The 25,355-nt window shown below is 44.3% G+C and carries 27 protein-coding genes; all 27 read left to right on the plus strand.

The features are described 5' to 3' along the window. The first annotated feature begins 7 nt into the window (after window positions 1-7). The 27 genes from WMO62_RS03460 (at window position 8) to WMO62_RS03590 (ending at window position 25,347) form a co-directional block, all read left to right on the plus strand. The gene (locus WMO62_RS03460) at window positions 8-1,015 is read left to right on the plus strand and encodes a rod shape-determining protein (RefSeq protein ID WP_349143812.1); all 1,008 of its coding nucleotides are present in this window, start codon (window positions 8-10) and stop codon (window positions 1,013-1,015) included. Window positions 1,016-1,033: 18 nt separating this feature from the next. Further along, on the plus strand, window positions 1,034-1,945 hold the full coding sequence (gene mreC, locus WMO62_RS03465) for a rod shape-determining protein MreC (protein WP_349143813.1): 912 nt from the start codon (window positions 1,034-1,036) through the stop codon (window positions 1,943-1,945). 16 nt (window positions 1,946-1,961) lie between these two features. Next, window positions 1,962-2,456 (plus strand): rod shape-determining protein MreD, encoded by a 495-nt coding sequence (gene mreD, locus WMO62_RS03470; protein ID WP_118438354.1) that lies wholly within the window; start codon window positions 1,962-1,964, stop codon window positions 2,454-2,456. A 12-nt stretch (window positions 2,457-2,468) separates the two neighbouring features. Next, window positions 2,469-5,357, plus strand: a complete 2,889-nt coding sequence (locus WMO62_RS03475) for a penicillin-binding transpeptidase domain-containing protein (protein ID WP_349143814.1) — start codon at window positions 2,469-2,471, stop codon at window positions 5,355-5,357. Between the two features lie 10 nt (window positions 5,358-5,367). Then, the gene (gene minC / locus WMO62_RS03480) at window positions 5,368-6,057 is read left to right on the plus strand and encodes a septum site-determining protein MinC (protein WP_349143815.1); all 690 of its coding nucleotides are present in this window, start codon (window positions 5,368-5,370) and stop codon (window positions 6,055-6,057) included. A gap of 45 nt (window positions 6,058-6,102) precedes the next feature. Beyond that, window positions 6,103-6,888, plus strand: a complete 786-nt coding sequence (gene minD, locus WMO62_RS03485) for a septum site-determining protein MinD (RefSeq protein ID WP_349143816.1) — start codon at window positions 6,103-6,105, stop codon at window positions 6,886-6,888. Window positions 6,889-6,903: 15 nt separating this feature from the next. Beyond that, window positions 6,904-7,176 carry a cell division topological specificity factor MinE gene (gene minE / locus WMO62_RS03490; protein ID WP_117496176.1) on the plus strand — a complete coding sequence of 91 codons (273 nt, stop codon included), beginning with the start codon at window positions 6,904-6,906 and terminating at the stop codon, window positions 7,174-7,176. Between the two features lie 14 nt (window positions 7,177-7,190). Further along, window positions 7,191-8,294 (plus strand): FtsW/RodA/SpoVE family cell cycle protein, encoded by a 1,104-nt coding sequence (locus tag WMO62_RS03495; RefSeq protein WP_349143817.1) that lies wholly within the window; start codon window positions 7,191-7,193, stop codon window positions 8,292-8,294. 22 nt (window positions 8,295-8,316) lie between these two features. Further along, the gene (locus tag WMO62_RS03500; RefSeq protein WP_117496174.1) at window positions 8,317-8,712 is read left to right on the plus strand and encodes a methylglyoxal synthase; all 396 of its coding nucleotides are present in this window, start codon (window positions 8,317-8,319) and stop codon (window positions 8,710-8,712) included. Then, entirely contained in the window at window positions 8,696-9,685 is a 990-nt protein-coding gene (locus WMO62_RS03505) for a D-alanyl-D-alanine carboxypeptidase family protein (RefSeq protein WP_349143818.1), read from the plus strand. The genes WMO62_RS03500 and WMO62_RS03505 overlap by 17 nt, the downstream gene beginning before the upstream one ends. Window positions 9,686-9,752: 67 nt before the next feature. Further along, complete coding sequence (locus tag WMO62_RS03510) at window positions 9,753-10,163, plus strand: twitching motility protein PilT (RefSeq protein ID WP_117496172.1); 411 nt, start codon at window positions 9,753-9,755, stop codon at window positions 10,161-10,163. A gap of 135 nt (window positions 10,164-10,298) precedes the next feature. Then, entirely contained in the window at window positions 10,299-11,705 is a 1,407-nt protein-coding gene (locus WMO62_RS03515) for a biotin/lipoyl attachment domain-containing protein (protein ID WP_349143819.1), read from the plus strand. A 16-nt stretch (window positions 11,706-11,721) separates the two neighbouring features. Continuing rightward, complete coding sequence (locus tag WMO62_RS03520) at window positions 11,722-12,417, plus strand: YggS family pyridoxal phosphate-dependent enzyme (protein WP_349143820.1); 696 nt, start codon at window positions 11,722-11,724, stop codon at window positions 12,415-12,417. A gap of 16 nt (window positions 12,418-12,433) precedes the next feature. Next, on the plus strand, window positions 12,434-12,955 hold the full coding sequence (locus WMO62_RS03525) for a cell division protein SepF (protein ID WP_118438346.1): 522 nt from the start codon (window positions 12,434-12,436) through the stop codon (window positions 12,953-12,955). A 156-nt stretch (window positions 12,956-13,111) separates the two neighbouring features. Further along, window positions 13,112-14,203: a 3-dehydroquinate synthase gene (gene aroB, locus WMO62_RS03530; RefSeq protein ID WP_435390461.1), complete on the plus strand. Its 1,092-nt coding sequence runs from the start codon at window positions 13,112-13,114 to the stop codon at window positions 14,201-14,203. Beyond that, a complete protein-coding gene (gene lspA, locus WMO62_RS03535) occupies window positions 14,196-14,711 on the plus strand; it encodes a signal peptidase II (protein ID WP_118438345.1) in 516 nt (171 codons plus the stop codon). The genes aroB and lspA overlap by 8 nt, the downstream gene beginning before the upstream one ends. Next, window positions 14,708-15,634: an RluA family pseudouridine synthase gene (locus tag WMO62_RS03540; RefSeq protein WP_178754005.1), complete on the plus strand. Its 927-nt coding sequence runs from the start codon at window positions 14,708-14,710 to the stop codon at window positions 15,632-15,634. Before lspA ends, WMO62_RS03540 begins: the two co-directional genes overlap by 4 nt. A 67-nt stretch (window positions 15,635-15,701) precedes the next feature. Further along, window positions 15,702-18,365, plus strand: coding sequence for an FtsK/SpoIIIE family DNA translocase (locus tag WMO62_RS03545; RefSeq protein WP_349143822.1), 2,664 nt, complete (start codon window positions 15,702-15,704; stop codon window positions 18,363-18,365). 26 nt (window positions 18,366-18,391) lie between these two features. After that, window positions 18,392-19,342, plus strand: coding sequence for a chitobiase/beta-hexosaminidase C-terminal domain-containing protein (locus WMO62_RS03550; protein ID WP_118438342.1), 951 nt, complete (start codon window positions 18,392-18,394; stop codon window positions 19,340-19,342). Window positions 19,343-19,505: 163 nt separating this feature from the next. Next, window positions 19,506-20,390, plus strand: a complete 885-nt coding sequence (locus WMO62_RS03555; protein ID WP_349143823.1) for a sulfide/dihydroorotate dehydrogenase-like FAD/NAD-binding protein — start codon at window positions 19,506-19,508, stop codon at window positions 20,388-20,390. Then, window positions 20,390-21,778, plus strand: a complete 1,389-nt coding sequence (gene gltA / locus WMO62_RS03560) for an NADPH-dependent glutamate synthase (protein ID WP_349143824.1) — start codon at window positions 20,390-20,392, stop codon at window positions 21,776-21,778. The genes WMO62_RS03555 and gltA overlap by 1 nt, the downstream gene beginning before the upstream one ends. Before the next feature lie 110 nt (window positions 21,779-21,888). Continuing rightward, entirely contained in the window at window positions 21,889-22,470 is a 582-nt protein-coding gene (locus WMO62_RS03565) for an HD domain-containing protein (RefSeq protein ID WP_349143825.1), read from the plus strand. A gap of 36 nt (window positions 22,471-22,506) precedes the next feature. Further along, the gene (locus tag WMO62_RS03570; RefSeq protein WP_349143826.1) at window positions 22,507-23,346 is read left to right on the plus strand and encodes a PGN_0703 family putative restriction endonuclease; all 840 of its coding nucleotides are present in this window, start codon (window positions 22,507-22,509) and stop codon (window positions 23,344-23,346) included. A gap of 229 nt (window positions 23,347-23,575) precedes the next feature. Then, complete coding sequence (locus WMO62_RS03575) at window positions 23,576-24,313, plus strand: hypothetical protein (RefSeq protein ID WP_349143827.1); 738 nt, start codon at window positions 23,576-23,578, stop codon at window positions 24,311-24,313. A 121-nt stretch (window positions 24,314-24,434) separates the two neighbouring features. Further along, on the plus strand, window positions 24,435-24,671 hold the full coding sequence (locus WMO62_RS03580; protein ID WP_494337507.1) for a DUF3791 domain-containing protein: 237 nt from the start codon (window positions 24,435-24,437) through the stop codon (window positions 24,669-24,671). Beyond that, entirely contained in the window at window positions 24,668-25,138 is a 471-nt protein-coding gene (locus WMO62_RS03585; RefSeq protein WP_349143829.1) for a DUF3990 domain-containing protein, read from the plus strand. The genes WMO62_RS03580 and WMO62_RS03585 overlap by 4 nt, the downstream gene beginning before the upstream one ends. After that, window positions 25,135-25,347: a DUF3791 domain-containing protein gene (locus WMO62_RS03590; protein WP_349143830.1), complete on the plus strand. Its 213-nt coding sequence runs from the start codon at window positions 25,135-25,137 to the stop codon at window positions 25,345-25,347. The genes WMO62_RS03585 and WMO62_RS03590 overlap by 4 nt, the downstream gene beginning before the upstream one ends. The last annotated feature ends 8 nt before the right edge of the window (window positions 25,348-25,355 follow it).

Below are 25,355 nucleotides of genomic sequence, written 5' to 3' on the forward strand. Positions count from 1 at the left end.
ATATACCATGAATAATCATAGTTTTGGCTGCGATTTTGGATCTTATCATCTGAAAATATACAACAGAGATGCAGATGGATATTTGATGCAGCATAATATGGTAGCAGTTCAGGACAAGAATAAACTGCTGGCATGTGGAGATGAGGCATACGCTATGTATGAAAAAGCACCGGCCAACATTCATGTAGGTGCACCTATGTCTTATGGTAATCTGGCGAGCATCAGCAACATGCAGGCATTTCTGAAAAAACTGCTGGAAGAGAATATTAAGGGACAGCTGAAAGGTGCAGACTTTTTCGTGGCACTTCCCACAGATATGCAGGAACGGAACTTTACCATGCTGATCCAGGATTCTGCCATGAAGCCAAAGACCGTATATCTGGTTGACAAGCCAGTAGCAGCAGGTCTTGGTCTTGGCATCAATGTAAAAGAGGCACAGGGAGTTCTGATCGTAGATATCGGAGCTGAGACTACGGAAATATCCGTACTTTCTCTTGGTGGAACCGTGATCAGCCGCCTGATCCAGACCGGTGGACGTTCTATCGACGATGCGATCCAGAGTGCGATCCGTAAGGAATACAGTTTCTTCATTGGCAGCAAGACCGCAGAAAATATCAAAAAAGAGCTGGCGTATGCTGTAGATCCGGAAGAGAAGACCATGCAGATCTGCGGACGTAATATGGTAGTCGGTCTGCCGCAGATGCTGGAATTATCCGCTGCATTTGTATATGATGCGATCAAAGAGCAGCTTGGAATCATTACCGACGCCATCAAGACGATTCTGGAGCGTACACCACCAGAATTAGGTGTTGATATTATTGCAAATGGTATTTATCTGACCGGTGGTTCTGCACGGATCCGTAATCTGGATCAGCTGCTTCAGAAGAAGACAGGTATCAGTGTGAAAGTGGATGAAGATCCGGAAATGTGCGTGGTAAGAGGGCTTGCCCGTGTGATCAATGAAAAGGAATTCCGTCCGCTGGCATTCGTTACCAAAGAACAGAAATATGTATAACGGCGGGAGCTGTATAGTATGAAACGAAGAAATCGATTTACGATTCCGTCAAAATATATTTTGTTTGCACTGACGTTGTTGTGTGTTGGCACGATGTCAGTGTCTTTCCTGACAGATTTTGACGGAGGGATCCTTAATTCCGTCTCTGGTTATGTGCTGATCCCGGTACAGAAGGGGATCAATGCAGCTGGCGGCTGGGCCAGATCAAGAGTCGATAATCTGGCAGATCTGCAGCAGATCAACGAAGAGAACCAGAGCCTGAAGGAACAGGTGGCAGAACTGACGCTGGAAAATAATATGCTGATGCAGGAACGCTATGAACTTCAGGAGCTGAGAGATCTTTATAATCTGGACAGCGATTATTCTGATCTGAATAAGATCGCGGCCAATGTCATTGGAAAAGATACCGGTAACTGGTTTAATATGTTCATTATTGACAAGGGTTCCAGTGATGGAATCAAAGTGGATATGAATGTGATCGCCGGAGGCGGACTGGTCGGTATCGTGACCAAGACCGGACCGGACTGGGCACAGGTGCGTTCTATCATTGACGACATGAGTAATGTCAGTGCCATGATCCTGAAAAATTCAGATCTGTGTTATGTGCGCGGTGATCTGGAGATGATGTCAGAGGGAACCCTGCAGCTTAATCAGCTCAGAGATCAGAATGATGAGGTAGAATCCGGAGACAAAGTTGTCACTTCTTATGCCAGCGCAAAATATCATAAAGGAATCCTGATCGGCTATGTAAATGAACTGGCTGTGGATTCCAATAATCTGACCAAGTCCGGAAGCATTACTCCGGCTGTGGATTTTGAGCATCTGAGTACGGTTCTTGTCATCACTGACCTAAAGCAGCAGGTGGATGAATCCCAGGCGGATGCAACGGAAGAAGATACGCTGCTGGATGAGACTACTGAGGCAGAATAGGAGGGCAGAAGAATAGATGAAGCGTAAAATTGTGATCGCTCTGATGATTCTTCTCTGCTTTCTTCTGCAGAGTACGGTGTTTCAGGCTCTTGCTATTGGCTCTATCAGTCCCAATCTCATGATCATTCTGACAGCTTCCTTCGGGTTTATGGGCGGTCGGAAAGAAGGTATGATCGTAGGATTTTTCTGTGGGCTGCTGGAAGATATTTTCTATGGAAGACTTCTTGGCATGCATGCAATCATTTATATGTACATCGGCTATGGCAATGGACAGTTCAACCGGATCTTTTACGGAGACGATATTAAGCTGCCGCTGAGTCTGATCTCGGCCAGTGAACTGATCTATGGACTGGGAACGTACATGATCATGTTTGTCATGAGAAGCCGGTTCGCATTTTTTCATTATCTGACAAGTATCATTCTGCCAGAACTTCTGTATACAGTCATTGTGACCCTGTTTATTTATCGGTTGATCTATAAGATCAACGTAAGGCTTAAGACTGATTCGTAAGGAGCGGGTAATTTGCTGGAAGATATCAAAGAATCCATATTGAATTTCATAACATCGCGTATATTCGTGCTCGTGGTGATTTTTCTGGCTTTTTTCGGAATTATGATGAGCCGGATCTTCTATCTGCAGATCATCAATGGACAGAATTATGCAGATAGCTTTACCATGCGTATTAAACGTGAGGTAAGTTTACCTGGTACCAGAGGAAGAATCTATGACAGGAACGGACAGGTTCTGGCAGATAATGTTCTTTCCTATTCGGTGACCATGGAGGATAACGGAACTTATAAAAGTGCAAGAGAGAAGCAGTCTACCTTAAACCGGACTGTGTTGAAGGTCATAGATATTGTAGAGTCTCATGGAGATAACGTGATCGGTGATTTCGGTATTGTGTACCAGAATGGCTCTTATACTTATACGCAGGAGGGAAGAGCACTGCTTCGTTTTAAGGCGGATATTTATGGTTACAGCAGTATTGATGATCTGAAGCCGGAAGAATATGTGGCGACTGCGGACGAGATGATCGAGTATCTGTGCGGTAAGAAGAAGTTCTGGATCTCTCCGGACCTTTATACAGAGGAGCAGATCAAGGAATATAAGGTTCCCACAGATCTGACGCCGGAACAGATCTTAAAGCTGGTGACTATCCGTTATGCCATCAGCAGCAACAGCTTTAAACGTTATGTGACCACCACAGTGGCTTCAGATGTATCAGATGCCACAGTTGCAGAGATCCTGGAGAACCAGAGTAATCTGCAGGGAGTGGATATTGAGCAGAGCAGTCTGCGTACGTATGCCGATTCCAAATATTTTGCAAATATCATTGGATATATCGGCAAGCCTGACCAGGACGAGCTGGATACGTTGAAAGAACAGAATGAAGATTATGATGCCAACGACCTGGTTGGTAAAGCAGGTCTTGAGCAGTATATGGAGACAGATCTTCAGGGTAAGAAGGGGCAGCGTACCATCTATGTGGACAGTGTGGGAAATGTGCTGGAGGTGGAGAGCGAGACACAGCCAGAATCAGGACATGATCTGTATCTGACCATTGATAAGGATCTGCAGATTGCAGTATATAATATTCTGGAACAGCGTCTGGCGGGTATTCTGGTATCCAAGATCCAGAATATTAAGCAGTATGTGCCAGGGGCACACAGCTCTGCCACAAGCATTGTGATCCCTATCTATGATGTCTATTATGCGCTGATCCAGAACCATATTATTGATACGTCCCATTTTACAGCGGATGATGCCACGGATCTGGAGAAGTCAGTACAGCAGCGGTTTGATACCCAGCTTGAAGACGCGATCAGCCGTATTATGGCACAGCTTCAGTCGGATAGTCCGACTGCCTATTGTGACTTGCCAAGTGACATGAAAAATTATATGAGCTACATTGTGTCTGACATCCTTATGGGTGAGGATCAGGTGCTCATGAAGAGTGCGGTCAATACAGAAGACGCTACTTATATTGCCTGGGCAAAAGACGAGACCATCAGCCTGAAGGAATATCTGGAATATGCCATTTCCATGAACTGGGTGGATGTATCCGGGCTTGATGTGAAGAATTCCTATATGAATTCCGAAGAAATCTATCAGGTGGTAGTTGATTATATTTCGTCAAAACTGACAACCGACAGCAAATTTCATACAATGCTGTATAAATATGTCATTTTGAATGATGTGGTGACGGGAAGAGAAGTTTGTTTGCTCTTGTATGACCAGGGTATACTGGAGTATGATGAGGAGACGGTTGGAAAGCTCAGAAGCGGTGCTTATTCTGCATACAGCTTTATGCTGGATAGGATCAAGAATCTGGAGATTACACCGGGACAGCTTGCACTGGAACCGTGTAGTGCCGGATGTGTGATCACGGATCCGAATACGGGTGATGTACTGGCAAATGTGTCTTATCCGGGATATGATAACAACCGACTGACTAATACCATGGATTCTGCTTACTATGCAGAACTGAACCGTGACCTGGCAGGACCTCTGTACAGTCGCTCTACACAGGAACGCACAGCGCCTGGTTCTACATTCAAACCGATTTCTGCTGTTGCAGGTCTGGAAGAAGGAGTGATCCGTTCCACAGATATTATTCATGCAACGGGTGTGTTTACGGAAGCGTACGGTTCACCTACCTGCTGGATCTATAACCAGTATCATGGAAGCCATGGAAACATCAACATGGTGGATGCTATTCGTGTTTCCTGCAACTATTATTTTTATGAGGTAGGATTCAGACTGGGAGGCGGACGGAGCACCGGTTATTCATCAGACCGGGCACTGGCAGCACTCTCAAAATATGCAGCTATGTTTGGTTTTGACCATACATCCGGTATGGAACTTCCAGAGAGCGATCCGAAGATCTCAGACAGTGACGGTATTCGTTCAGCAATTGGACAGGGTACTCATCTGTATACGGTATCTCAGATCGCCAGATATGTAAGCACGATCGCAAACAGAGGAACTGTGTATGATCTGACATTGCTGGATAAATTGACAGATTCTGAAGGAAAAACTATTGATGATTATTCGGCATCAGTATATAATAATATCGATATTGCGGATAATTCCTGGAACACCATTCAGGAAGGCATGCATCAGGTGGCAGAGAATACGGCGGCATTTAAAGATCTGAACCTTACCATTGCAGGAAAGACCGGTACGGCACAGCAGTCTAAGAGTCATCCAAACCATGCACTGTTCATGGGATATGCACCATATGAGAGCCCGCAGATCGCAATTGCGATCCGAATTGCCAACGGCTATACTTCCGCAAATGCAGCTTCTATGGCAGCTGATATCTTTTCCTATTATTTTGATCTGACAGATAAAGATGAACTGCTGAATGGATCTGCAACAACTGCCACAAGTGCAGTGATCAATGACTAGGGAGACAGTTATGATACAACAGACAGTTGTGATAAAGAGCAACAAATATGGAATTACCTTGTGCCTGGATAAAGATATTGCTTTTCGTGATCTGCTGTCGCAGATCGCAGAAAAGTTCAAAGCATCTGCCAAATTCTTTGGTGATGCTCAGATGGCATTGAGCTTTGAAGGACGCAGATTATCAGAGAGTGAACAGCTGGAAGTGGTTCAGACAATTCAGGAGAATACTTCGTTGGAGATTCTGTGTATCATGGAACAGGATACGCTGACAGAAGCTTATATGAAGGAAGTCCTGGAAGACAGAAAAAAAGAACTCTCTGCCAGTGATGGCAAATTCTATAAAGGAACACTTCGTTCCGGACAGGTACTGGAAGCTGGAAGCAGCATTATTATTCTCGGCGATGTGAATCCGGGAGCCACCGTTGTATCGAAAGGCAATGTGGTGGTACTGGGAAGTCTGAAGGGAACGATTCATGCAGGAGCCGCAGGAAACGAAGGCGCTTTTGTGGCGGCACTCAATATGAATCCCATGCAGATCCGGATCGCGGATGCCATTGCAAGGGCTGCAGATGACAAGCCTGATAAGAAATCCAGAAAAGCGAAAGAGACCTCCACAGGTCCGATGATCGCCTATACAGAAGACGGCAACATCTATATGGAGCCGATAACAAAAGAAGTTATCAACGATATCCGGATCTAAGAAGACCTGATGCGGATCGAGCGATATAAAATTGGAGGACGCAATATGAGTGAAGTAATTGTAATTACATCAGGAAAAGGCGGTGTGGGCAAGACAACCACCACAGCCAACGTAGGAACCGGTCTGGCAAAACTGGACCAGAAAGTAGTTCTGATCGACACCGATATCGGACTTCGTAATCTGGATGTTGTCATGGGACTGGAAAATCGCATCGTTTACAATCTGGTAGACGTGGTGGAAGGAAACTGCCGGATCAAGCAGGCACTGATCAAGGACAAGCGATATCCGAACCTGTATCTGCTTCCGTCTGCACAGACCAGAGATAAGACAGCGGTAAGCCCGGAACAGATGGTGAAGCTGATCGAGGAACTGAGAAGCGAGTTCGATTACATACTTCTTGATTGTCCGGCTGGTATTGAGCAGGGATTCAAAAATGCCATTGCAGCGGCTGACCGTGCGTTGATCGTCACGACTCCGGAGGTATCTGCAATCCGTGACGCAGACCGTATCATAGGTCTTCTGGAGGCAAATGAGATCAAGCAGACGGATCTGATCGTAAACCGTATCCGCATGGATATGGTGGAGAGCGGAAATATGATGTCTATAGATGATGTTGTTGAGATTCTTGCAATCAATATTATCGGTGCAGTACCGGATGATGAGAATATCGTTATCTCTACCAACCAGGGTGAGCCGTGTGTAGGGGATTCTTCTCTTGCAGGACAGGCATATATGAATATTTGCCGCAGAGTGATGGGAGAGGAAGTACCATTCCTGGATCTGAAGGTAAAGACCGGATTTCTCGGAAAGTTAAAGAATCTGTTCAAATAGGGGGAGGACAAGTCTATGGGATTCATGGATTTTTTCCGGAAAAAGAATTCCGGCGAAGTCGCAAAAGACCGTTTGAAGCTGTTATTGATCTCTGACCGGGCAAACTGCTCACCCGAGGTCATGGAAGCAATTAAAAATGATATTATCAAGGTTATCACCAAATATATGGATATTGACAGCGAGGGACTTGATATTCAGATCACACAGACAGAGTCAGAGGGCGGTAATGGAACTGTTCCGGTGCTGTGTGCCAATATTCCGGTGAAGGACCTGAGAAAAAGAAGTTAGGAATCAGGTGAGACATGTTCAGACAATATAGACTGCAGGATTTTAGACTGCGGCTGGTTGTTCTTGTTTACGCAATCACGATCCTTGGTATTCTGGTCATAGGAAGTGCGGCCGAAGAGTACCAGAGTCAGCAGCTGCTTGGAATGATACTGGGAACAGTAGCCATGCTCGTGCTGACTTTGATGGATTATCGCATTTTGCTCAATCTGAGCTGGGTGTTATATGCAGTGAATATTATTTTGCTGCTTGCAGTAAAATTTGTAGGGTATGAGGCAAATGGAGCCAAGCGCTGGCTGAATCTTGGATTTATGCGGTTTCAGCCATCCGAGCTTACCAAGCTGATCCTGATTATATTCTTTGCATACTTTTTTACAAAATATAAAGATCAGCTGAACACCTGGAAGATGATTCTTGCATCTATCGTGCTTCTGCTGATCCCGCTGGGACTGGTCATTGCGCAGCCACATCTGTCAGCGACCATTACCATTGCCTATCTGTTCTGTGTCTTGTTCTTTGTGGCGGGTTTAAGTTATAAAGTGATCGGAGGCATCATTGCTGTGACAGTGCCATCGATCATTATATTTCTGAATCTGATCATGCAGGAAGGACAGACCATTCTGAATGAGTATCAGTTAGACAGAATCATGGCATGGTTGAACCCGGCAGAATATGGAGATGACGCATATCAGCAGCAGAACTCCATCATTGCCATCGGATCCGGACAGCTCTATGGCAAAGGCTTATATAATAATGATATCTCTTCTCTGAAAAACGGTAATTTTATCGTGGAACCGCAGACGGATTTTATCTTTGCAGTTACCGGAGAGGAGCTTGGTTTCATCGGATGTGCGGCAGTCATTATTCTGTTGACACTGATCACGTTGGAATGTCTCTGGATCGGAAGAAATGCCAGAGATCAGGAAGGAATGATCATCTGTTGCGGTTTTGGGGGATTGATCGCATTTCAGACGTTTGCTAATGTATGTGTAGCGACGGGACTTATGCCAAACACCGGTATTCCGTTACCGTTTGTCAGTTATGGGCTGACTTCGTTGGTAATGTTGTATATGGGAGTAGGAATAGTACTAAACGTAGGGCTTCAACCTAAAAAATACTAATACTCGGAAGGGGGAAATTTCTATGAATATCGGATTGATTGCACATGATGCAAAAAAAATCCTGATGCAGAATTTTTGTATTGCGTACAGAGGGATTCTCTGCAAACACGAATTATATGCAACCGGAACAACTGGACGGCTGATTGAGGAAGTGGCAAACTTAAATGTCCATAAATTCCTGGCAGGCCACCTGGGCGGTGAGCAGCAGCTTGGAGCACAGATCGAGCATAACCAGATCGACCTTGTGATTTTTCTGCGTGACCCGGTACAGCCGAAGAGACATGAGCCGGATGTAAATAATGTGGTTCATCTGTGTGACGTACACAATATTCCGATCGCTACCAATCTCGCAACAGCAGAGCTTCTGATTAAATCACTGGACAGAGGAGATTTGGAGTGGCGTGAAATGTATAAATAAAAGATTTGTCAGAGTCTGCAGTCTGTTACTGGTCTGCAGTCTTTGCACGATATCAGGCACCGGTTGCGGAGAGAACCGGCTGGAGGATGCTTTTGAGGCAGATCTTCCGGGAATTGGGATCCAGACATCGGAGGAATCATCGAAGATTCCATATTTTGCCAGTGATCTGTGTGTGACAGATACGGATGTGCAGGATATAGAGGCTGATACAGAAGATGCGCTTGCTGCATGCTTCTTTAATCTCAATGAGAAAAAAGTCTTATATGCAAAAAATATCCATGAACGAATGTATCCGGCCAGTACGACCAAGATCATGACCGCACTGGTGGCGCTTGACAAGGGAGATCTGGATGCACAGACCACAGTGAGCAAAGAAGCAATCACGTTTTCAGAAAGCGGTGTATCCACAGCCAAGCTGAAAGAGGGAGATGTTCTTACTCTTCGGCAGCTTTTATATGCACTTTTGACGGTGTCTGCCAATGATGCAGCCAATGTGATCGCCGAGCAGATCGCAGGCAGTCAGGATGCATTTGTGGAGATGATGAATCAGGAAGCACAGAAGATCGGCGCAACGAATACACATTTTGTAAATGCCAATGGTCTTCATAGTGAAGATCATTATACGACAGTATATGACTTGTATCTGATGTTCAATGCTGCCATGCAGCATGAGGAATTTCTTCAGATGCTGCAGGAAAAAGAATATCAGGCATCTTATCAGGCGGCAGATGGAACCACTGTAGAAGCAGTCTGGTCCACAACGAATCAGTTTACAAAGGGCGATGTAACGGTTCCGGATGGAGTTACTGCTGTTGGTGGAAAGACCGGCACAACAACGGCAGCCATGTCCTGTCTGGTGCAGCTTTTTGAGGATGCGCAGGGAGAACAGTATGTGGCAATTATCCTTGGTTGTAAGGAACGTGGAATCCTTTATCAGGAGATGCAGACATTTCTGTCTAATCTGAACAATTAGACTTGTATTTTTAACCTCTGAATGGTATAATCTTACTAACAAGACGGAACATAAGGAGGGCACCATTATGGTACAATTGATTGTTGGAGTAAAGGGTGAAGGAAAGACGAAAAAGATGCTGGAGCATGTACATAACATTCTCGCATCTACCGATGGAAATGTAGTATATCTGGATAAGTCCACGCAGAATATGCATGAGCTTGACAATCGTGTTCGTTTGATCAACGTAACAGAATATCCGATCCAGAATACAGATCAGTTTATCGGTTTTGTATGTGGCATCTGCTCTCAGGATTATGACCTTCAGGAGATTTATCTGGATGGATTTTTGAAGATTGCAAAACTGGAAGGTCAGGATATTTCTTCCACACTTTCTCAGCTGAATCAGATCAGTGAACAGTTCCATGTAAACATGGTGCTCAGCGTGTCTATGGCTAAGGATCAGATTCCTGAATTTGCCAAGGGACAGATTATTTAAGATAGAAAAAACATCAGACGGATGCCCACAATTGTTGGTCATCCGTCTTTTTATGCGAATATTCAGAGACAGGTATATGTCTGTAACGGTGAATCCTGAATATTGACATATAAAACAGGAAGGAGTGTCTGGCATATGCCTCGCAGACGACGGAAAAGAAAAGTAGTTCGTGTAAACAGCAGACGACCGATCAATATTGATAAAGTATTCTTTGGCGCAGTGGCCGTCTATATGTGTGTGATCTGTTACATGGCTCTGACATCAGTGCATATTGCGGGATATGAGGTGCAGGCGGGAACACTGGCAGTCAACCATACCTATAAAGGATTTGCTGTTCGGCAGGAGACGGTCTGTACAGCAGATACTTCCGGTTATGTGAGCTTCTATGCCAGTGCAGGAGACCGTGTCTCAGGTTCCAGTCTGGTGTATACGATAGATGAGAAGGGTGAGATCAACGATCTGATCCGGGAAAATGCAGATACTGTGGATCTGACGGATGATAATTTTTCACAGATCCGAGGGGATATGAAAAGTTTCATGGACAGTTATGATGATACTCAGTTTGGGGATGTCTATGAATTTCAATCTAATATGGAAAGCATGGTCATGGAGCTGGTGAACCAGAGCATGTTGGACAGTCTGGCGGAAGCGGGAGATGATTCCATGTTTTCCCGGGTTTATGCCAGTGGAAACGGAATCCTCGAATTTTACCAGGACGGCTATGAAGATGTGACGGTGGAGAGTATGACAGAAGATATGCTGGATCCATCCACTTATACAAAGCAGAGTCTGAAAAAAGAAATGGTGCAGGCCGGAGAGCCGGTCTACAAGTTGTCAACATCTGAAAAATGGTCTATGGTAGTACCTCTTTCTGAAGAGGAAGCTACAGGATTTATCAATGATGGCACCAATTATATGCAGGTGCGTTTCACCAGGGATGATACCAAGACCTGGGCAAAGTTTTCTATTGTCTATGTAGGAAGTACGCCCTGTGCCCGACTGGATTTTAATACATCCATGGTCCGTTTTGCAGACCTTCGTTACATAGAAGTAGAGTTTATGATCGATGATCAGCAGGGGCTTAAGATTCCCAATACAGCCATCGTTGAAAAAGAATTTTATCTAATCCCCAAGGCTTATCTGGTGGAACAGGATGGAGAACAGGGATTCATGAAAGAAATCTATGACAAAGATGGGGGCGCATCTGTAGAATTTCTGAAAATGACCATCTACTATGAAGATGACGATTATTATTATATTGATCCTATGGAATCTGATTATACCACCGGAAACACGAAATTGCCCATTGGGACTTATCTGGTGCAGCCCGATTCACAGGAACGTGTTCAGGTTGGAAATACAGGTGTGTTGAAAGGTGTTTATAATATCAATAAAGGTTACACGCAGTTCCGCCAGATCAACATTCTCTACCAGAACGAGGAATACGCACTGGTGGAGCAAGGAACCAGTTATGGACTTACCGTCTATGACCATATTGTTCTCAATGGGTCAGCGGTAGATGAAGATCAGATTATCTATTAGACGAGGAGTGACAGCTATGGTAGCAGAAAATTACAGATATGTTCTGAAAAAAGTGGAAGAGGCATGTGCACGCAGTGGAAGAGATCCTAAAGATGTGACGCTGATCGCAGTCAGCAAGACCAAACCAATCGAGATGATCGAAGAAGCGATGGAAGCGGGAGCCCGTGTATTTGGTGAAAATAAAGTGCAGGAGCTTTGCGATAAATATGAGCAGCTTCCGAAAGATCTGCACTGGCATCTGATTGGCCATTTACAGAGAAACAAAGTAAAATATATTGTGGATAAAGCGGAACTGATTCATTCTGTGGATTCTTTGAAGCTGGCAGAAGAGATCAGCAAAGAAGCACTGAAAAAGAATGTGGAAGTAAATATTCTGATCGAAGTGAATGTGGCTGAGGAAGAAAGTAAGTTTGGTGTTTCTGTGGAAGAGACACCTGTATTAGTGGAAGAGATCGCAAAACTCCCAGGAATCCATATTCAGGGGCTGATGACGATCGCACCGTATACAACAGATCCGGAAGAAAATCGCCCGGTTTTCCGTACATTAAAAAAATTGGCAGTTGACATCAAAAAGAAAAACATTGATAATGTATGCATGGATGTGCTTTCTATGGGTATGACCGGAGATTACCAGGTGGCAGTGGAAGAGGGAGCGACTCTGGTGCGTGTTGGAACCGGTATTTTCGGAGAGCGCAATTATGAAGTGATATAAAAGGAGAGCTAAGAACATGGGCATTTTTGATAAGCTGATGGATACCATGCATTTGGGAAATGATTACGAAGACGATTATGATGATTACGATGATGACTTCGATGATGAACCGGAACCGCGTGGAAGCCTGTTTAAGAAGAAGGATAAAAAGTATGATTATGATCTGGGAGATGATGGAGCAAGCGGATCAGAGAAAGTGAAACCGGTAAAACAGCAGCCGGCACGGATCATGCCTATGCGTTCAAAAAAAGGAGCAGCCGGTATGGAAGTCTGTGTATTCAAACCAACTCAGTTTGATGAGTCCAGAGAGATTACAGACACCTTGTTAAATGGATGTACGGTAGTGCTGAACTTTGAAGGCCTGGATGTGGAGATCGCGCAGAGAATCATTGATTTTACTTCTGGCTCCTGTTATGCAATCGGCGGAAACCTTCAGAAGGTATCTAACTACATATTTATTGTGACACCGAAGAGTGTAGACATCTCCGGAGATTTCCAGGAGATTTTAAGCGGGGCATTTGATATCCCGACGATTTAGAAAAGACAACAGGAAACGAATGAAAGGGAGCATCAGATGAAACGTGGGTCCGATGCTCTTTCTTTGGCTTAAAGAATAACAGGAGATCATATGAACAGAGTGAAGACAGAGATTCCGGCTACTTTGGAGGAAGCGGCACAGGCAGGCCGTGTCTGTATGGATGTAAAAAAAGATGGTCAGTTTTGCTACCATATTTATCTGGAGCCGGATTTTGCAAAATTGCCTGAGGCAGTAGAACCGCTGAATATTAAGGAAAGAAAGCTGTGCATTGTGGCAGACAGTACCACAGCAGAGCTTTATGGTGCGGAATTAAAGGAGATTCTGAAAGAAACATGTACGTATGTATCCATGTTTGTCTTCCCGGCCGGAGAGGTAAACAAGACATTAAATACGGTCAGGGATCTCTATGAGCATCTGATCCTGGAAAAATTTGACCGAAAAGATATGCTGGTGGCATTGGGCGGTGGAGTGGTCGGTGATCTGACTGGATTTGCTGCGGCTACCTATCTGAGAGGCATCGGATTTATTCAGATCCCGACAACATTGCTCTCTCAGGTGGATTCCAGTATCGGGGGAAAGACCGGTGTTGATTTTGACGCATACAAAAACATGGTAGGAGCATTTCATATGCCGCGGCTGGTCTATATGAACCTGAATGTATTGAAGACATTGCCGGATCGACAGTTTTCCTGCGGAATGGGTGAAATCATCAAGCATGGTCTGATCCAGGACTCTGACTATCTGGAAAAATTAAGCACATATCAGAGAGAGATCCGTGAAAAAAACTATGCGGCACTTCTGTGGATGGTAGCCGGCAGCTGTAAGGTCAAACGGCATGTGGTAGAGGAAGATCCTACAGAACAGGGAATCCGTGCCTGGCTGAATTTTGGACATACCATCGGACATTCCGTTGAGAAGCTGAAAGATTTTACACTTTGTCATGGCGAGTGTGTGGCTATTGGCTGTGCGGCTGCTGCATGGATGTCCTGGAAGCGGGAGCTGATCTCTGAAAAAGAGAAAGAAGCTGCGGAGCAGTTATTGTTGGATTACCAGCTTCCAGTGCGTGTGAAGGGACTGAAGCCTGAGGATATTGTAAAGACAACAAAACTGGATAAGAAGATGGATGCGGGCAAGGTAAAATTTGTCCTTTTGAAAAAAATTGGAGAAGCATTCGTAACAAGGGACGTGGAAGATGAGGAACTTCTGCGGGCAAGCCGGTACGTCTGCGGGGAGGAAATACATGAATAAGCAATTATGCCGTCCATGGGTGATCGCAGTCCTGACTGTACTGTTGGTAGCGCTGGATCAGTGGACCAAATATCTGGCGGTATTATTTTTGAAGGATCAGGATCCATTTGTGATCATTGACGGAGTATTTGAGCTTCATTATCTGGAAAACAGAGGTGCAGCTTTTGGAATCATGCAGGGACAGCAGGTATTTTTCCTGGTGATCGCACTGGTAGTTCTTCTGGCTGTGGTCTATCTGTTCTGTAAAATGTCAAAGGATGCGAAGTTTGTACCGCTTCGTCTGATCGCCATTGCAGTGTTGGCAGGTGCCTGGGGAAATATGATCGATCGTGTAAGATTAGGTTATGTAGTAGATTTTTTCTATTTTAAACTGATCAATTTCCCAATCTTTAATGTGGCAGATATTTATGTGAGTGTGGGAATGGTGATTCTTGCACTGTTGATTTTCTTCTATTATAAAGATGAAGACCTGGCATGTCTTCTGCAGGGGAAGGAGAAACGTTCATGAGTCAGATCAGCCTGCAGGCCGATGAAACATACATGGATGAGAGACTGGATAAATTTTTAAGTGCCATGCTTCCAGACCAGTCCCGTTCTTATCTTCAGAAGATCATTAAGGATGGTAATGTACTGGTAAATGGAGAGCCAAAGAAATCCAGTTACCGGCTGGAAGACGGAGATGAAGTGACTGCAGATCTTCCGGAACTGAAAAGTCCGGACATCGAGCCGGAAAATATTCCGCTGGATATTTTATATGAGGATGACAGTATTCTCATGGTCAATAAGCCAAAGGGAATGGTTGTACATCCATCGGCAGGACATTATACAGGTACATTGGTCAATGCAGTGCTCTGGCACTGTCAGGGACAGCTGTCAGGGATCAATGGAGTATCCAGACCAGGAATCGTTCACCGGATCGACAAGGATACCACCGGTGTACTTGTGGTATGTAAAAATGATGCAGCGCATAATGCGGTGGCAGCGCAGTTAAAGGAACATTCCATCACAAGAAAATATCGGGCCATCGTACACGGTGTGATCAAAGAAGACGAAGGTACTGTGGATGCACCGATCGGCCGTCATCCAACAGAACGTAAGAAGATGGCATCCGGTGTAAAGAATGGAAAACGGGCAGTGACTCATTATCGGGTACTGGAACGTTTTCAAGGATATACCTACGTGGAATGTCAGCTGGAGACAGGTAGAACTCATCAGATCCGTGTCCATATGGCATCCATCCATCATCCATTGCTGGGAGATACCGTGTATGGACCGGCAAAGGATTCTCATCATCTGGAAGGGCAGACGCTCCATGCTATGGTGCTGGGACTGATTCACCCGGTAACGGGAGAATATCTGGAGGTGGAAGCTCCGCTTCCGGAATATTTTGAAAATCTGTTAAAGAAATTCCGGGCAATGTCAGGAAATTGATAAGAGCAGAAAGGTTACTGGAACGAGATATGAGGAACAGTAACACGAAGAAAAGGACGGATAGAGTATGAGCAACAGTCGGCAGACGACAAAGAAAAAGACAACAGGAAATACCGGAACAAAGAGAAGTTCCACGAAGACAGCTTCGGCAAGGAACAGTTCCCGGTCAGGAAAGAACAGTTCAGGGAAGAGAACACAGAACAAAAATCAGAACAGCGGCATTGAACGGGAAATCGGACTTGTGGTGCTGTTATTGGTGTGCGTTTTTCTGTTTGTCAGCAACTTTGGCGTGGGCGGTGCCGTTGGCAAGTTTTTAAGTGGTGTATTATTTGGACTGTTTGGACTGTTTGCCTATCTGTTGCCTGTACTGGTGCTTCTGATGGTACTGTTTTCGCTGGCAAACCGGGAGAACCTGGAGGCAACACTGAAGATTGCAGGGGTGGTGCTCTGTGCGGTGGCTTTCTGTGCATTGATGCATATGCTGATGCCCAATGCCCCTGAAGAGATCAAAGATGTATATACCTATTGCAAGACCAATCGGATCGGAGGAGGTCTGCTGGGAGGCATTGTGGCAATTCTTCTGAAAAAAGCTGTGGGAACGGTAGGAACTTATCTGGTACTGCTGGGTATCCTGATCATCTGTGTGGTGATCATTACAGGCCGTTCCTTTGTAGATGGCATGTCTCATGGAAGTCAGAGAGTCTATGAATCTGCCAGAGAGGATATGGCACGCCGCAAAGAGCTTGCGGATGAGCGAAGAGAGCAGCAGCGTGCCCGTGCCAGAGAGTTAAAGGAGCAGAGACAGGAACGGAAAGTGACAGGAGTTACCATGGATGTGACCATTCCGAAACAGGAAAATGGTCTGATTGAGGTGACAGAACCGGACAGCGTAAGCTTTGCAGATCCGGCTCAGGCACAGATGCCTGTAGAACAAGAGGTTCCTGTACAGGTGGGTACTCCGGTTCACAGTTATGCAGTGGAGCAAGAGCCGTATCAGGAGTATCCGGCAGCGGAACCCATGCAATCCTGGTCTTCACCGGATGCAGAGATTAACTTCAGCGAGGAAGATCTTCTGAAAAATGCCATGAATACCAGAGATCTGGATGAGACAGAGCCGGTCCATGTGATGGAAGCTTCTCAGGCAGAAATCTCTCAGGCAGAAATCTCTCAGGCAGAAATCTCTCAGACAGAAATCTCTCAGGCAGAAATCTCTCAGACACAGGTCGCTCAGACAGCAGAGGCAGAATATGAATTTCCGCCACTGTCTCTTTTGAAGAAGCCGAAAGCATCCTCTGGTAAGAAGGATGATAATGTGGTACTGCAGGAAACGGCTGAGCATCTGCAGCAGGTTATGGAAGACTTTGGGGTCAATGCCACCGTAGTCAATGCCAGCAGAGGACCGGCAGTGACCAGATATGAAGTACAGCCTGCTCACGGTGTAAAGGTCAGCAAGATCCTGGCTCTGGCAGATGATATCAAACTGAATCTGGCTGTGGCAGATGTACGTATAGAAGCACCGATCCCCGGAAAGGCCGCTGTAGGTATTGAAGTGCCGAACAAAGAAAATTCAACGGTCATGTTCCGTGAACTGGTAGAATCCAAAGAGTTCCGGGAGCATAAATCCAAGATTGCATTTGCGGTCGGTAAAGATATTGGCGGAAACATCATGGTGTCGGATATTGCCAAGATGCCGCATCTTCTGATCGCTGGTGCAACAGGTTCCGGTAAATCTGTGTGTATCAATACTTTGATCATGAGTATTTTATACAAAGCACGGCCGGATGAAGTGAAACTGATCATGATCGACCCGAAGGTAGTGGAGTTAAGCGCATATAATGGGATTCCGCATCTGCTGATTCCGGTTGTAACGGATCCGAAGAAAGCGGCAGGCGCATTGAACTGGGCGGTTGCAGAGATGATGGGCCGGTACAATCAGTTTGCAGAATTAAATGTAAGAAATATTGAAGGCTACAATGAAAAGATTGACAGCATCAAGGATATTCCTGATGATAACAAGCGTGAGAAGATGCCGCAGATCGTCATTATCGTGGATGAGCTGGCGGATCTGATGATGGTTGCACCAGGTGAAGTGGAGGATGCCATCTGTCGTCTGGCACAGCTTGCAAGAGCAGCCGGTATTCACCTGATCATTGCGACTCAGAGGCCATCGGTCAATGTCATCACAGGTCTTATCAAGGCAAATATGCCGTCACGAATTGCATTTGCCGTATCCTCCGGTGTGGATTCCCGTACTATTCTGGATATGAACGGAGCGGAGAAGCTTCTGGGAAAAGGCGATATGCTGTTTTCGCCTTACGGTATTCCGAAGCCGCTGCGTGTGCAGGGAGCATTTGTATCAGATGCGGAAGTAGGAGCAGTCGTTGAATTCTTGAGCAGTAGAAAGCCGGAAGATTCCCAGAAGGAACAGGAGATTGCTGAGAAGATGAAGGAGATGCAGTCTACCATTGAAAATGCAGCCACATCGTCTGACGGCAGCAGCGGATCGGATAAAGATGTATTGTTTGCAGAGGCTGGAAGGTTTATTATAGAAAAAGATAAAGCGTCCATTGGAATGCTGCAGCGCTGGTTCAAGATCGGATTTAACCGTGCGGCAAGAATCATGGATCAGCTGGCAGATGCCGGAGTGGTTGGTGAGGAAGAAGGGACAAAGCCCCGAAAGGTGCTCATGTCTTCGGAACAGTTTGAACAGTACATAGAGGAACAGTACTAGAACGCAGAAAGGATAGACGGATTCATATGAAATGCCCGAAATGTGGAGCAGACATCCCGGAAGGAAAGTTTTACTGCGAGAAATGCGGCGAAGCTCTTCAGATCGTACCGGACTATAATCCGGCAGAGGATATCACCATTGGTGAAGAGGATAACAACATACAGAATAAGGACAGTTCAGATGCTTCTTCAGGAGAACAGAGATCGGATCGGAAACAGCGTTTTTTCTATCTGCTGAAAAAATATGGTCCATTTGCACTGGTTCTTTCCATTGCAGGAATCATTACTTACTGGACCTCTTATCAGTCTACATTCCATCAGGATGCAGTGACAGAAGTGGCAGAGGAACTGGAAAGTGAGACAGAGCAGTTGCTGGAAGTACCATCTTTAAGTCTGCCGCCGGGAACCTATGGGGATTCCATTGATCTGGTGATCTCTCATGATCAGCGTTCGCAGGGGCTCATTTATTATACGATGGATGGTTCTACGCCCGGTGAGGCAAGCAAAATCTACAATCAGCCGGTCCATATTGATGAGGGAACTACAGTGATTCGTGCTGTATTTATCAGTAATGACGGACTGCGGAGCGAGGAAGCGGGCGGTACTTACAAAATTGTCCTTGATTATCCAAGCGAGCCCCAATTCAGTGTAAATGGCGGCGATTATGACAGTGGATTCTATGTGACGATCACAGCGGACAGAGAAAGTACGGTCTATTATACGACGAATGGAGAGGAACCGGATGTTTATTCAAAAGTGTATCGGGAACCAATCTATATCAATCCGGGACTGACGGTTCTTCAGGCAGTAGCCGTCAACAAAGAAGGCCGTGCGAGTGGTATTATGGAAGAAATCTATAACGTGGCGGAGACAGAGGCACCTGAAGATGGAACAGGAGCAGCAGAGCCCGGCACAGAGACTGTTCCGACCGGAGAACTGCCGGTTCAGACAGACCCTGCAGCAGTACCTGTACAGTAATAGGGAACATGAGCAGATTTCATTTATTGAACAAAAAAATTATGATAAATATTGGGCGAACAGGAAATTTTTGTTGAAATATACAGAATTTTGCATTATCATAGGAAGTAATGATTTGCAGTCGTGAAACCGGGCGGCTGCGGATAGAGATAGGAGGCTATGTATGTTTAAGATTTTAGAGGCAGAGCAGCTCTCTGCAAATGTCTACAAGCAGGTTATTCTCGCTCCGAGAGTAGCAAAATCCTGCGAACCTGGACAGTTCATCATTCTCAGAGTGGACGAGAATGGAGAGCGTATTCCGCTTACCATCTGTGATTATGACAGAGAAGCAGGAACGGTTACCATCGTATTCCAGCCGATTGGTGTATCTACTAATAAACTGCTGAAGCTCAAAGCTGGCGATTCCATCGCAGACTTTGTAGGACCGCTGGGACGTCCGTCTGAGCTGGTAACAGATGATTTTGAAGAAGTTAAGAAAAAGAGAGTTGTATTTATTGCTGGTGGTGTAGGTACTGCACCGGTATATCCGCAGGCTAAATGGCTTCATGACCATGGTGTCGAGTGCGATATCATCATTGGAGCAAGAAGCAAAGACATCCTGATCATGGAAGACGAGATGAGCAAGGTTGGTAACCTGTATCTCTGTACGGATGACGGAAGCTACGGCTTCAAGGGTGTAGGTACTGCTATGCTTGAAAAACTGGTAAGTGAAGGACATCAGTATGATCTGTGTGTTGCAATCGGACCGATGATCATGATGAAATTTGCCTGTCTTACCACCAAGAAACTTGGTATCCCGACTGTTGTCAGCATGAACCCGATCATGGTAGATGGTACTGGTATGTGTGGTGCCTGTCGTGTAATGGTAGGTGACGAAGTGAAGTTTGCCTGCGTAGACGGACCGGAGTTTGATGGTCATCTGATCGACTTTGATCAGGCTATGAAGAGATCAGCTATGTATAAAGCCGAGGAAGGAAGACGTCTTCTTGAGTATAAAGAGGGCAAGACCCATCACGGTGGCTGCGGAAATTGCGGAGGTGACAAATAATGGCTAACGGATTAACAAGAGTAGTAGTCAGAGAGCAGAACCCGCAGGTTCGTGCTACTAACTTTGACGAAGTATGCTACGGTTACAATAAAGAAGAGGCAATGGAGGAAGCTGCTCGTTGCCTGAACTGTAAAAAACCGAAATGTGTAGAGGGTTGTCCGGTATCTATTGATATCCCGGCATTCATCGCAGAAGTAAAAGAAGGAAACTTCGAGGAAGCATTCAAGATCATCAGCCAGTCTTCCGCACTTCCGGCAGTATGTGGACGTGTTTGTCCGCAGGAGAGCCAGTGCGAAGGAAAATGTATCCGCGGAATCAAAGGTGAACCGGTTGCTATCGGTAAACTGGAGCGTTTCGTAGCTGACTGGGCAAGAGAGAACGGTATCAAACCGCAGGCTCCGGCTGAGAAGAATGGCAAAAAAGTTGCTGTTATCGGTTCCGGTCCTTCCGGTCTGACCTGTGCAGGAGATCTTGCAAAACTTGGTTATGATGTAACCATCTTCGAGGCATTACATAAAGCAGGTGGAGTACTTGTATATGGTATTCCGGAGTTCCGTCTTCCGAAAGATCGCGTAGTTGCACCGGAAGTTGAGAACGTAAAATCTCTCGGCGTAAAGATCGAGACTGATGTTATCATCGGTAAGACTGTTACCATTGATGAGCTGATCGAGAACGAAGGATTCGATGCAGTATTCATCGGTTCTGGTGCAGGACTTCCGAAATTCATGGGTATTCCGGGTGAGACCGCTTGTGGTGTTCTGTCTGCAAACGAGTTCCTGACCAGAAACAACCTGATGAAAGCATTTGATGAGAACTATGATACCCCGATCGTACATGGCAAGAAAGTTGTTGTAGTCGGTGGTGGTAACGTTGCTATGGACGCTGCCCGTACAGCACTTCGTCTTGGCGGTGAGACTCATATCGTATACAGAAGAAGTGAGGAAGAGCTCCCGGCTCGTAAAGAGGAAGTTCATCACGCTAAAGAAGAAGGTATCATCTTTGACCTTCTGACCAATCCGGTAGAGATTCTCGTTGATGAGAATGACTGGGTGAAAGGTGTAAAATGTATTAAAATGGAACTGGGTGAGCCGGATGCATCCGGAAGACGTCGTCCGGTAGAAGTTCCGGGATCTGAGTTCGTGATCGACTGCGATACCGTTATCATGTCCCTGGGTACTTCCCCGAACCCGCTGATCTCCTCCACAACCAAGGGTCTTGAGATCAACAAGAGAAAATGTATCGTAGCTACCGAAGAGACCGGTGCAACCTCCAAAGAGGGCGTATACGCTGGTGGAGACGCTGTAACTGGTGCGGCTACCGTTATCCTTGCAATGGGTGCTGGTAAAGCTGGTGCAAAAGGTATTCATGAATATCTGAGCCAGAAATAAAATACAGGCAAATAGTAGAGGCTGTGTGAACAGATATGGACACTTGAAAGTGTCTGTTCTGTTCATACGGCCTTTGTTAGTCTACGAGAGACTGAAAAGAGGATAACCATATGCAGCCAACAGATCTTATAAAAGCACTTCACACCGCAGAGCGGTTAAAAGATACCATGCGTCACTGTTATACATCTGGTGGACGGAGAGAAAGTGTGGCGGAACATAGTTGGAGAGTATCCCTGATGGCATACTGGATCAGTGATGAATTTCCAGAGGCAGATATGAATAAGGTGATAAAAATGTGTCTGATTCATGATCTGGGTGAATGCTTTACAGGAGATATTCCTACATTTAAGAAAACGGAGAAAGACGAACAAAAAGAAGAACAACTTCTGCGAGAGTGGGTAGATCAGCTGCCGATGCCTTTCCAGAAAGAAATGGCAGATTTATATGCAGAAATGGAAGAAAGAAAGACGGTCGAGGCGAAGATCTATAAGGCACTTGACAATCTGGAAGCAGTACTGCAGCACAATGAGTCTGATCTTGCCACGTGGGAGGATCATGAATATGAGCTGACCAGAAATTATGGAAATGACAAGGTACAATTTTCTGAATACCTGAAAGCACTGAGAGAAAAACTGCGGGAAGAAACAGATGAGAAGATCGGTGAAGGTATAAAAATGGATGCTGTTAGATAGTGATTGGGAAAAGTTGACTAGATTGTTGGAGAGATGATGATCAGAAAAGAGACTTTTGCAAAGAAAATACAAAGAATGATGGGAGAGCGTGTTCCAGATTATATTCCCAGAGGAAGTTGGCAAGGTCATACCTATGCACATATCTTTACAGATATTGAGATCAACTTCATTGACGGGATGTGTCCGAAGTTTTGTAACATAAAGGGCGAATTGACAGATACTGTGATAAAATATCATAAAGGTGCTGCACATATGAATTCTTCCCAGGTAGTTTGTATCAGTTTTTTTAAGAAATTTTTTGAAAAACCTGAATATGAAAATTATTTATTAGAGGTACTTCGAAAATCAGGAATTTCTATTGAGCAGGATGAAAAAATCGTGTCTGCGACATTTGAGTATGAACCCTGTGAAAAGGAAGGAACAAACTTTGACTTCTATTTGGTACTTACAGGCGGAAAAAGAATTTCATTTGAAATCAAGTATACAGAAGCGGAATTTGGTGGTATATCCGTAGATAAAGACGAATCTGGCAAATATGATAAAAAATGGGATGAAATTTATAAAGGAATGGTGGATCAAAGTCCTTTCCTTAATGTTAATAGGGAGACATTTTATAAAACTTATTATCAGATAAATAGAAATATTGTTTATGCCAAAGCAGACGATTATGTCGTGTTTCTTACACCTAGCGCTAATGATGCCAAGGCATTGGTAGCGGGACGGAACTACATAGACGGAATGAAGAATCCGCATATTTGTAATCTTTACTGGGAGGATGTTATTGGAATTACACAAAACACCGTAAAAGATTGTGAGGAATTAAAAGATTATTATTTAAAATTCCATCATAAATATATTGAGATTTTAGATCAGTGAAACAAGGATTGTTATAAGTGCACCGGTCAGTTTGATTCTTGTCCAGATGTGTAGGGGAGAAACGATCATGGATCATGTTACCAGAATAAATTTGAAAACGGATTGCGATGACAGAAGTAAGCTGATTGATTTTTGTCTGAATGGAGATAAGCAATTTCTTGCTATTGGCTGGAGCTATATCTACGAAAAGGGGAAAAAAATTAAAAATTTTGAAGATTTTTATTATGCAGTGAAAGAAGATGTATCAAGAATCAATCATGCATTTAATGTCTTTCGGGACGCTGTCGAGGGTGATTTGTTTTGGACTCGTGATCTGGAAGGCAATTATTGGATCTGCAGAGCGATTGAAAAAGCGCAGATGAAATATGATGATTCTATGGATATTGGGGTGGTTCTTCCGATCATTGCGTATAAATCGGGTTTGCAGATCCCCGGACAGATAAAAGCTTCCTTTAATCGTCCAAGAGGCGGTATTGCAGAAGGGCTGTATGATGAGATTATTATAGAATATTCAAAGCATATCTATAATGTATTATCAGGTACAGAAAAATATGTATGTACACAGTTAGAAGGATCCATTCTGGATAATCTTCCGGATTTTGATCTGGAAGAATTGGTAATTGCTTATTTACAAATAGAGAAGAATTATTATGTGCTGTCAAATTCTATTGCAAATAAATCAACAACTATAAAGATAGAGTGTGAGCTTATCAGCAGGGATATAAATAAAAAGAGAAAAGCAGTTGTTCAGGTGAAAGGGGGTAAGACGAAGCGGATAGATGCTTTGGATTACAAGCCATATGCGGATGACGGATATGAAGTGTACTTATATGCTCCGGTAATAGAAAATATGGATTTGGTGCCAAATTGTATAAAAATATCAAGAGAAGATTTGATGTCTTTCTATAAAGAATATAAATGTATTTTGCCTGATTCAATTACAAGGTGGGAAAATTTGTTTTCATGATTATTAGTTTTTGAATACAAATCCCAAATTGTGTGATTGATATTTCTGTGTTAAGATAAAATAATAATGTAAATTTGAAGTATTATGTACGAATATTTAAGTAAAGGAGATCAAAGCTGTGATACAGGATAAAAAAATTCAAAATTCCAATGAATTGGAATTTGCTGTATTTTGTATTGAAAATGTTGCTGTCAGATTAGGGGTAAATGCAGAACGTGTTTATCAGGCATTTACAGGAAAAAGCGATATCCTAAATGGTTACATTGTGCCAGAATATGAAATGCTGCATACTCAGAGCCTGGAATATATTGTAGATGACCTCCTTGATGTGATGAAAGAAAGGGGTGTGGAAGTATGATTCTTTATCATGGTTCTTTTTTAGAGATTGTAGAGCCGGATTTGATTCATTCTCGTCCCAATGTAGATTTTGGACGTGGTTTTTATGTTACACCACTGTACGAACAGGCTGTCAAATGGTGCGGAAAGTTCAAATGCAGAGGAAAAGAAGGTATTATCTCTCGATATAAATATGACGAAAGTCGAGAGGATGAATTAAAAACTTTGAAGTTTGATTCTTATTCTGAGGGGTGGCTTGATTTCATCCTGATTTGTCGTAGTGGAAAAGATATGACGGACTATGATATAGTGCTTGGTGGTGTTGCCAATGACAAAGTATTCAATACAGTGGAATTGTTTTTTGATGGATTGATTGATAAAGCTGAAGCCATCAACCGTCTGCGTTATGAAAAACCAAATCTGCAAATATGTTTTCGGACAGAAAAAGCATTGTCCCTGCTGCGTTTTGAAGGGAGTGAAAAAATATGACAGCTAATCCGATTTTGCTTCAAAAGAAATATAGCCGAATTATTGCATGTTTTGCAAAAAAGCAAGGACTTTCATTGGATACGGCATTGAATTTCTTTTATCACTCGGAAGTTTACCAACTGATTCGGGATGGAGTATCGGATATGCATTGCATGAGTGATGAATATCTTGCAGAAGAGCTAGAACAGGAATATAGTCAGAAAATATAAAGAAATTT

Source organism: Hominiventricola aquisgranensis, from assembly GCF_040096225.1.
GTDB classification, from domain to species: Bacteria; Bacillota; Clostridia; order Lachnospirales; family Lachnospiraceae; genus Hominiventricola; species Hominiventricola aquisgranensis.